Genomic DNA, 9,182 nt, shown 5'->3' with positions numbered 1-9,182 from the left:
GGTGACGTCCGGGTCGGCCGAGGGGGACGGGGACGTCGAGGTGGTGCTGCCGGTGTCCTTCGGCGGGTCGAGGAGGCCGCCGGTGTCGCCGCCGAGCAGGCCGTCGTCCTGACTGCCGGACGGGGTCGACTTGCCGGGGCTGCTGCTGCCTCCGTGGTGCTCGCCGGTGCCGGGAGCCGTCGAGCGGCCGGAACCGGTCGAGGAGTCCGAGGACGCCGAGCCGGAACCGCCCTGCCGCGGGCCTCCCGTGTCACCGCCCTGGGCCGGAGTCTCGGGGAGCAGGGACTGGAGCGGCGCGACCTCTTCGTCTATGGCTTCGAAGACCTCGGACACCTGGTCCCTGACATCGCCGAGCTGGACGGGCAGCCGGTCGCGGAGCGCGCCCCACGCGTCGCGGTGCGAGCGCGAGAAGCCGGCGAGGGCCTGGATGGGGCCCAGGGAGTTCGGGTCGCGCTCGTACGCCTCGTGCAGCAGGCGGTGCCCCTCGGAGGCGTCGTGCTGCATGCCCGACAGGGCGCGGCGGATCTCGCCCACGGACTCGTGGTCGAGGTGGCCGCCCCGGCCGCGCTCCATCAGCCGACGGGCCTCGTTCAGCCGGGTGGAGGCCTGGTCGAGGTAGGCGACACCGCGCTCGTCGTCCCCGTCGGACAGATAGGTGAGCTTGAAGTCCTCGATGCCGCGCTTGAGGCCGTACAGCGAGTCCCCGGGCAGCGCGTCCGAGCTGGCCGCGGCCACACCGCCGAAGGCTCCGGCGGCGACTCCGACGCTCAGGCCGCCCGCGGCCAGGCCCTTGGTGAGCCGGGAACGCGGTCGTAGTTTCCCGAGCGGACTCGCCCGGTGGGTGCCCTTGGCCCGATGGGAGCGCTGCTCGGGGACCGCGGGTTCCGCCCCGTCGCCCTCCAGCAGCATGGCCTCCATCGCGGCCACCAGCTGGGCGCGCTGGACGACCTTGACCTCGGGGTCCAGCTCAGGCCTGGGCAACTCGCCGAGGCTCTCGGCGAGGGCCAGAAGACGGCCCGGGTCGGGGTGTTCCGCGGCGGCCGACGCCTGTCCTTCGGACTGCTCGGCCGCCGGTTCCCGGTCGGACAGCTCCTCCAGGGCCTGGGCGAAGGCGTTCGCCCGCCGGTGCGCCGATACGTTCGCGATCACTGGCGGCACCTCCTCTCGTCATGACGGTCGACTCCCCAGGGGGTCCTGAGGGTTGCACGCCCTGAGCACAAGTACACGATCGGGTGATCGGAGTCGGCCAGGGAGTGACCACAGGGAGCCTGCATCCCGCACAACGAGTGGCGCGGCACTTGGGTTACGGACTGCGGATGATCGGATCGGGGAGTCAACGGACTTTCACCGAGAGCGAGTTGATGGTCACCCGGCGTACGCGGTCAGCGGGCGTCGTCCGGGAGGAGCCGGGCCAGGGTGCGCACGGCCCGGTACTGGAGGGTCTTGATGGCGCCCTCGTTCTTCCCCATCACCCGGGCGGTCTCGGCGACCGACAGGCCCTGGAGGAAACGGAGGGTCACGCACTCCTGCTGCTGCGGGTTGAGCCGGCGGACGGCGTCCAGCAGCGCGGCGTTGGACAGGGACTCCAGGACGGAGTCCTCGGGCGAGCGCTCGACCTCGTTGGCGTCGAGCATCTCGCCGGTGGTGACCTCGAGCCGGAACCGGCTCGACTTGAAGTGGTCGGCGACGAGGTTGCGCGCGATGGTGACCAGCCAGGCGCCGAAGTCGCGGCCCTGCCAGGTGAACGTGCCGATCCTTCTGAGCGCGCGCAGGAACGTCTCGCTCGTCAGGTCCTCGGCGGTGGCCTTACCTCCTACCCGGTAGTAGATGTACCGGTACACCGTGTCGCTGTACTGGTCGTACAGGCGGCCGAAAGCGTCGGCCTCGCCGGCCTGGGCGCGTTCGACCAGGTCCATCATGCGGGCGCTGTCGCTGTCCGCGGCCGGACGGCGGGCCGGCGTGGCACCGGTCGAACGCCCTCGTCTGCCGACGGCCGCGGAGCCGTCGGCCAGTGCGTAGCACGGGCCGATCGGTGCCGCGGCTACGGCGAGGGCGGGGCCGGCGTACGCGGTGGGGACGAAGCCGCGCAACAGGTCCAGGACCGTTGCGCGCAGCGTAGCCAGGCCCGAGGCGTCAACCCCGACGTGTGGGTACACGGGACTCCCAGAGGCAGAGCTTCCATCACGTGCAGTGCGGGACCGTTCACCCGTCGTAGCGACGGAGGGGTACCCGATTGCGTCTGAGGAGAATAACGCTTAGTGCAGGCACTGCTACACCCAGTTGCTCTATTCATCGATTACGTCGCTTCTGTAACCGATTGGGGGCCGTTCAAGCACCACAGAGTGACCGGTTGTTGATCGAAAACGGTCGCGATCTGTCAGGGAACAGGGCGTGTTGTGGCCGTGTGCAGCCAATGTGCCTGCACACGGAGTTACGCGTGCAAAACCCGGGGATTGGTGTGTTTGCCGGGTTACCGGCGGCGCTTGTGCAGCGCGATCGCCGCCGCCGTGCCGCCCGCCACCGCGCCCACGCCGGCCGCCGCCGGGATGCCGACCTTCGCCGCCTTGCGGCCCGTGCGGTAGTCGCGCAGGCGCCAGTCCAGCCGCCGGGCGTGCTTGCGCAGCTTGGTGTCCGGGTTGATCGCGTAGGGGTGCCCCACCAGCGAGAGCATCGGGATGTCGTTGTGGCTGTCGCTGTAGGCCGCGCAGCGCGACAGGTCCAGGCCCTCGGCCGCCGCCAGGGCGCGGACCGCCTCCGCCTTCGCGGGGCCGTGCAGGGGCTCGCCGACCAGCTTGCCCGTGTAGACGCCGTCCACCGACTCCGCGACCGTGCCGAGCGCGCCGGTCAGGCCGAGGCGGCGGGCGATCACCTGGGCGATCTCCACCGGGGCCGCGGTGACGAGCCACACCTTCTGGCCGGCGTCCAGATGGGCCTGCGCCAGTGCGCGGGTGCCCGGCCAGATGCGCTCGGCCATGTACTCGTCGTAGATCTCCTCGCCGATCGACTGGAGCTCGGCGACGCGGTGGCCCTTGACGATGGAGAGCGCCGAGTCGCGGGCCTCCTGCATGTGCTCGGGGTCCTCGGAGCCGGCCAGCCGGAACCAGGCCTGCTGCCAGGCGAAGCGGGCCAGGTCGCGGGTCTCGAAGAACTTCCGCTTGTACAGGCCGCGGCCGAAGTGGAAGAGGGACGCGCCCTGCATCACCGTGTTGTCGAGGTCGAAGAAGGCGGCGGCCTTGTCGTCGCCCAGGACCGGGAACTGGGACTCGGGTTCCCTGCCCGGGGTCTCCTCGACCTCCTGGGAGGACTTGCGGGCAGCCTCCGCCGAGGCCTCGCCTGCCAACACGCTGCGCGCCGTGGCGGAGCGCCTACGGGGAGTGAGCCATCCGAGAGCGGCCATGGCGTGAGCATAGCCAGTCTGTTCGGTGGTTCCGGAGTCGAGAGGTTTGGAGGGTGTGAACACTCCAAGACTGTGCCGTTAAAAGGGGGGCCGCGCCCGGCGCCGACGCGCGGGAGAATGGCCCGCATGAGTCCCATCTTCCGCCGAAAGCAGGCCAGGGCCCCCGAGGACCGGCTCGTCACCCTGATCCGCAAGCCCGGTTGCCATCTGTGTGATGACGCACAGCTGGTGATCGAGAAGGTGTGTGGAGATCTCGGGGTTCCCTGGGAGCGCAAGGACATCGACCAGGATCCTCAACTCCACGACCAGTACTGGGAACAGATCCCGGTCGTACTCGTCGACAGTGAGCAGCACACCTTCTGGCGGGTGGACGAGGAGCGCCTCCGTAAGGCCCTGACGGACTAGTCCGGCCCGTCGGCCGGTCGCTTAGGATCGATGGCGAAGTGGCCTTGGGGGCGGGATTGATGAGGGAAGTGTGCGGTTTTGCCTCCGAGAGAGACGTGCGTGACCCCGGTCACGTTGGCCGGGCAAATCGGACACCATCTTTGTGCACGCGTTCACAAAGACATAGCCTGCTTTCGACGGGGCGGTCCGGGGACGTGTGACCGCCTACAGCCCCGCTCTACCCGCAGGAGCACCGTGGCAACTGGCCGAACTCACCGACCGGCGACCCGTAGCCGAGGGATTCCCGAGGCCACCGTCGCCCGGCTTCCGCTGTACCTCCGCGCCCTGACCGCACTGTCGGAGCGCTCGGTGCCCACGGTCTCCTCCGAGGAGCTCGCGGCCGCCGCGGGGGTCAACTCCGCGAAGCTGCGCAAGGACTTCTCCTACCTGGGTTCCTACGGAACGCGCGGTGTCGGCTACGACGTCGAGTATCTCGTCTACCAGATCTCCCGCGAACTCGGCCTGACCCAGGACTGGCCGGTTGTGATCGTCGGTATCGGCAACCTCGGCGCGGCTCTCGCCAACTACGGCGGCTTCGCGTCCCGCGGATTCCGGGTCGCGGCGCTGATCGACGCCGATCCGGCAATGGCCGGAAAGCCCGTCGCGGGCATTCCCGTGCAGCACTCGGACGACCTGGAAAAGATCATCGAGGACAACGGCGTGTCCATCGGTGTCATCGCCACCCCCGCCGGTGCCGCCCAACCGGTCTGCGACCGGCTCGTGGCCGCCGGGGTCACCTCCATCCTGAACTTCGCGCCGACCGTGCTGTCCGTGCCTGACGGCGTCGACGTGCGCAAGGTCGACCTCTCCATCGAGCTGCAGATCCTCGCCTTCCACGAGCAGCGCAAGGCCGGCGAGGAGGCCGCCGCCTCCGACGGCGCCGGTCCGGTCGCCGCCGGCCGCGACGGTTCCGCGGCCGCCGACAAGGGGCCCGACGGGGACGTACCCGCCGTGATGCCGGCATGAGTCTTCTCGTCGTCGGGCTGAGCCACCGCAGCGCGCCGGTCAGTGTGCTGGAGCGGGCGGCGCTGCATGCCGATGCGCAGGTGAAACTGCTCCAGGACACGGTCGCCGCGGAGCCGGCCACCGAGGCCGCGGTGCTCGCGACCTGCAACCGGATCGAGCTGTACGCCGACGTGGACAAGTTCCACGCGGGTGTGGCCGAGCTGTCGACGCTGCTCGCCCAGCACAGCGGGGTGGGGCTCGACGAGCTCACTCCCTATCTGTACGTGCACTACGAGGACCGCGCCGTCCACCACCTGTTCTCCGTGGCCTGCGGGCTCGACTCCATGGTCGTCGGCGAGGGGCAGATCCTCGGGCAGATCAAGGACTCGCTGGCCCGGGCGCAGGTGCTGCACACCGCCGGGCGGCTGCTCAACGACCTCTTCCAGCAGGCCCTGCGGGTCGGCAAGCGGGCGCACTCCGAGACCGGGATCGACCGGGCGGGGCAGTCGCTGGTGACCTTCGGGCTGGAGCAGCTCGCCCTGGGCGCCGAGGTGTCCGACTGGGCGCGCGGGAAGAAGGCGCTGGTCATAGGCGCCGGGTCGATGTCCTCGCTGGCCGCGGCGACGCTGGCGCGGGTGGGGGTCGCCGAGATCGTTGTTGCCAACCGGACCGCTGAGCGGGCTGAGCGGCTGGCGGAGATTCTCAGTGACGCCGGGGACGTGGTTGCCCGTGCGGTACCGATGGACTCGGTGCCGGACGAGCTGACACGTGCCGATGTCGTGGTGTCCTGTACGGGGGCCACCGGGCTGGTACTGACCGCTGAGGCCGTTGCTGCCGGGCGGGGATGGGTCGCGCAACCCGGCGCTGACGAGGTGCCGCCCCCCTTCGGGCCGGGAGCCGCTCCAAGCGGCACGACTGCCCGCGGCTCGGCGGAGCCGAGTGGCGAAGAGAACTGTCCGCTCGACCTGCCCCCCATGCCCGTCACCCCCGGTTTCTCCGTGCTCGGGGAGGCCGCCGTCGCCGGGATGGCCGCCTCCGAGCTGGAGCAGCACGCCGCCTGGGTGGACAACGCGCCCCGGCCGCAGGGATCCGTCCCCGTCGTCGACCCGGCCCAGGAGGCCGACGTCATCGCCGCGCTGGCCGCCACCGTCGCCGTTATCGGGCGGGTTCCCGAGCGGCGCAGGCCCGAGCCCGTCGCCGAGATCCCGCGGCCGGCCCCCTCGCTCTTCCTGCTCGACCTCGCCATGCCCCGGGACATCGACGCCGCCGTGCACCGGCTGGGCGGGGTCCGGCTCGTCGACATCGAGTCCCTCGCGGAGGCCTCGGCCGACGCCCCCATGGCGGCCGACGTCGACCAGGTCCGCCGTATCGTCGCGGACGAGGTGGCCGCCTTCGGGGCGGCGCTGCGGGCCGCGCACATCACGCCCACCGTCGTCGCGCTGCGGACCATGGCCGCCGATGTCGTCGCGAGTGAGATCGCGCGGCTCGACGGGCGGCTGCCCGGCCTGGACGACAAGCAGCGCGGGGAGATCACGCAGACCGTTCGGCGCGTGGTCGACAAGCTGCTGCACGCGCCGACCGTGCGGGTCAAGCAGCTCGCGGCCGAGCCCGGCGGCGCCGGGTACGCGGACGCGCTGCGGACCCTGTTCGACCTCGACCCCGAGACGGTGGCCGCCGTCTCCCGCGCCGAGGACAGCACCAGCGATGAGAAAGACCGAGGCTCGTCATGAGTACCAAGGCGCTACGGCTCGGGACCAGGCGGAGCAAACTCGCCATGGCCCAGTCCGGGCGGGTGGCGGAAGCCGTGAGCCAGGTGACCGGACGGCCCGTCGAGCTCGTCGAGATCACCACGTACGGCGATGTGTCCAGGGAGGCGCTCGCGCAGATCGGCGGCACGGGTGTGTTCGTGACCGCGCTGCGCGAGGCCCTGCTCAAGGGCGAGGTCGACTTCGCGGTGCACTCGCTCAAGGACCTGCCGACCGGGCAGCCGGACGAGCTGGCGCTGGCCTCGCTCCCCGAGCGCGAGGACCCGAGGGACGTCCTGGTCGCCCGGGACGCCCTGAAGTTCACCGACCTGCCCCGGGGCGCCCGCATCGGTACCGGTTCGCCCCGGCGGACCGCGCAGCTGAACGCGTACGCCCGCGCGCACGGACTTGATATCGAGACGGTTGCGATCCGGGGGAACATCGACACCCGGATGCGGTTCGTGCGCGAAGGTGAACTGGATGCGGTGGTGCTGGCAGCCGCCGGGCTGCAGCGCCTCGGCCGGATCGACGAAGTGACCGATTTCCTCTCGGTCGACACGGTTTTGCCCGCTCCCGGCCAGGGAGCACTCGCGATCGAGTGCACCGCGGACAACGCGGACCTGATCGCGGCGCTCGGCGAGCTCGACGACCCGTTCACGCGGGTCGCCGTGACCGCCGAGCGGTCACTGCTCGCCGCCCTGGAGGCCGGCTGCTCCGCCCCTGTGGGCGCGCTGGCCGACCTGCTGGCCGACGGGCAGATTGTCAAGGAAATGCGCCTGCGGGGCGTCGTCGGCACCACCGACGGCTCGCGCATGGTGCAGTTGTCCACCACCGGTCCCGTGCCCGAGACGCACGACCAGGCAATGGCGCTCGGCCGTGAACTCGCGGCCGAGATGCTTGCCCAGGGCGCGGCCGGTCTGATGGGGGAGCGAGCACAGTGAGCCCCACCACCCTTCCCGTCGGTCCTGAACAAGGGCACGTCACCTTCCTCGGTGCCGGACCCGGAGATCCGGGACTGCTGACTCTGCGCGCCGTCGAGGCGCTCACGAACGCGGACGTTCTCGTCGCCGGGCACGAGGTGCTCGACGTCGTGCGCGTCCACGCTCGGTCGGGCGTCGCCGTCGTGAACACGGACATGGAGTCGTCGTCGGCTCCGGTTCCGGGCACGGGCGCGCCCCAACTGACAGTCGTTGACGGCACGTCAACAACCGCTCCTGTCCCCGCTGTACGGGATGCGGCACATCTTGTCATGGAGGCCGCGCGGGGCGGCAGGCGGGTCGTGCGTGCGGTGTCCGGGGACCCCGGACTCGACGCGTACGCCGCCGAGGAGATGCTGGCCTGCGCCCGCGCGGGCGTGCCCTTCGAGGTCGTGCCCGGTGTGGCCGCGGCCGTCGGCGTACCCGCGTACGCCGGTGTCCCGCTGCGGGACGCGCAGGGCGCGGACGTGCGCTTCGTGGATGCCCGCACGGCCTCCGACCGGTGCTGGACGGAGGTGGGGGTGTCGGACGGGACCGTGGTCGTGTCGACGACCCTGGACTCCGTGGGCGCCGCCGCCGGTGAGCTGGTCGCGGCCGGGCGCAAGCCCGACACCCCGATGACCGTCACCGTCGCCGGTACGACCACGCGCCAGCGGACCTGGACGGCCACCCTGGGCACCATCGCCCAGACGCTCAAGCAGGCCAAGGTGCTGCCCTCGCCTGAGGGCGGGCGGCCGGTGATAGCCGTGGTCGGTGAGCGCTCGGCCGCCGCGCAGCGCGACCAGCTCTCGTGGTTCGAGAACAAGCCCCTGTTCGGCTGGAAGGTTCTCGTGCCGCGCACGAAGGAGCAGGCGGCCTCGCTCTCCGACCAGCTCAGGTCCTACGGGGCCGTGCCGCACGAGGTGCCGACCATCGCGGTCGAGCCGCCGCGCACGCCCCAGCAGATGGAGCGGGCGGTCAAGGGGCTGGTGACCGGGCGCTACGAGTGGATCGCCTTCACCTCGGTCAACGCCGTCAAGGCCGTGCGCGAGAAGTTCGAGGAGTACGGGCTGGACGCCCGGGCCTTCGCCGGCATCAAGGTCGCGGCGGTGGGCGAGCAGACCGCCAAGGCGCTGATCGCCTTCGGTGTGAAGCCCGACCTGGTGCCCAGTGGTGAGCAGTCGGCCGCCGGTCTCCTGGAGGACTGGCCGCCGTACGACCCGGTCTTCGACCCGATCGACCGGGTGTTCCTGCCGCGCGCCGACATCGCCACCGAGACGCTGGTCGCCGGGCTCATCGAGCTCGGGTGGGAGGTCGACGACGTCACCGCCTACCGGACCGTGCGCGCCTCGCCGCCGCCGGCGGAGACCCGGGAGGCGATCAAGGGGGGCGGGTTCGACGCCGTGCTCTTCACGTCGTCGTCCACCGTGCGCAACCTGGTCGGTATCGCCGGGAAGCCGCACAACGTGACCGTGATCGCGTGCATCGGCCCCGCCACGGCCAAGACCGCCGAGGAGCACGGGCTGCGGGTCGACGTCATGGCGCCCGAGCCGTCCGTGCACAAGCTGGCCGAGGCCCTCGCCGACTTCGGGCTGAAGCGGCGGGCGGCGGCGGTGGAAGCCGGGGATCCGGTGACGCGGCCGAGTGAGCGGAGGCCCGGGGCCCGGCGGCGGCGGTCGACGACCTGAGCGTGAT

General features: G+C 71.3%; 8 protein-coding genes. 5 read left to right on the top strand and 3 right to left on the bottom strand.

Annotated features, from left to right (window positions below; translation table 11 throughout):
* From EHS43_RS28540 to EHS43_RS28530, 3 genes are all read right to left on the bottom strand, one after another.
* Positions 1–1,149 (bottom strand): DUF5667 domain-containing protein (locus EHS43_RS28540; RefSeq protein ID WP_125193609.1); only part of this gene is annotated, 1,149 nt, incomplete at its 3' end.
* A gap of 233 nt (positions 1,150–1,382) precedes the next feature.
* Positions 1,383–2,156, bottom strand: coding sequence for an ECF subfamily RNA polymerase sigma factor, BldN family (locus tag EHS43_RS28535; RefSeq protein ID WP_125193608.1), 774 nt, complete (start codon positions 2,154–2,156; stop codon positions 1,383–1,385).
* Positions 2,157–2,470: 314 nt separating this feature from the next.
* Positions 2,471–3,397: an HAD family phosphatase gene (locus tag EHS43_RS28530; protein WP_125193607.1), complete on the bottom strand. Its 927-nt coding sequence runs from the start codon at positions 3,395–3,397 to the stop codon at positions 2,471–2,473.
* A gap of 117 nt (positions 3,398–3,514) precedes the next feature.
* Here EHS43_RS28530 and EHS43_RS28525 point away from each other — a divergent pair, with 117 nt between their 5' ends.
* The 5 genes from EHS43_RS28525 (at position 3,515) to EHS43_RS28505 (ending at position 9,175) form a co-directional block, all read left to right on the top strand.
* Positions 3,515–3,802 carry a glutaredoxin family protein gene (locus EHS43_RS28525; RefSeq protein ID WP_125193606.1) on the top strand — a complete coding sequence of 96 codons (288 nt, stop codon included), beginning with the start codon at positions 3,515–3,517 and terminating at the stop codon, positions 3,800–3,802.
* A gap of 234 nt (positions 3,803–4,036) precedes the next feature.
* Positions 4,037–4,807: a redox-sensing transcriptional repressor Rex gene (locus tag EHS43_RS28520; RefSeq protein ID WP_053848649.1), complete on the top strand. Its 771-nt coding sequence runs from the start codon at positions 4,037–4,039 to the stop codon at positions 4,805–4,807.
* Entirely contained in the window at positions 4,804–6,516 is a 1,713-nt protein-coding gene (locus EHS43_RS28515) for a glutamyl-tRNA reductase (protein ID WP_125193605.1), read from the top strand. Before EHS43_RS28520 ends, EHS43_RS28515 begins: the two co-directional genes overlap by 4 nt.
* The gene (hemC, locus tag EHS43_RS28510) at positions 6,513–7,472 is read left to right on the top strand and encodes a hydroxymethylbilane synthase (protein ID WP_125193604.1); all 960 of its coding nucleotides are present in this window, start codon (positions 6,513–6,515) and stop codon (positions 7,470–7,472) included. The genes EHS43_RS28515 and hemC overlap by 4 nt, the downstream gene beginning before the upstream one ends.
* Entirely contained in the window at positions 7,469–9,175 is a 1,707-nt protein-coding gene (locus EHS43_RS28505; RefSeq protein ID WP_125193603.1) for a bifunctional uroporphyrinogen-III C-methyltransferase/uroporphyrinogen-III synthase, read from the top strand. Before hemC ends, EHS43_RS28505 begins: the two co-directional genes overlap by 4 nt.
* The last annotated feature ends 7 nt before the right edge of the window (positions 9,176–9,182 follow it).

The organism is Streptomyces sp. RP5T (assembly GCF_003933965.1).
Taxonomy (GTDB): Bacteria; Actinomycetota; Actinomycetes; order Streptomycetales; family Streptomycetaceae; genus Streptomyces.
This window is presented reverse-complemented; position numbering and strand designations above follow the sequence as displayed.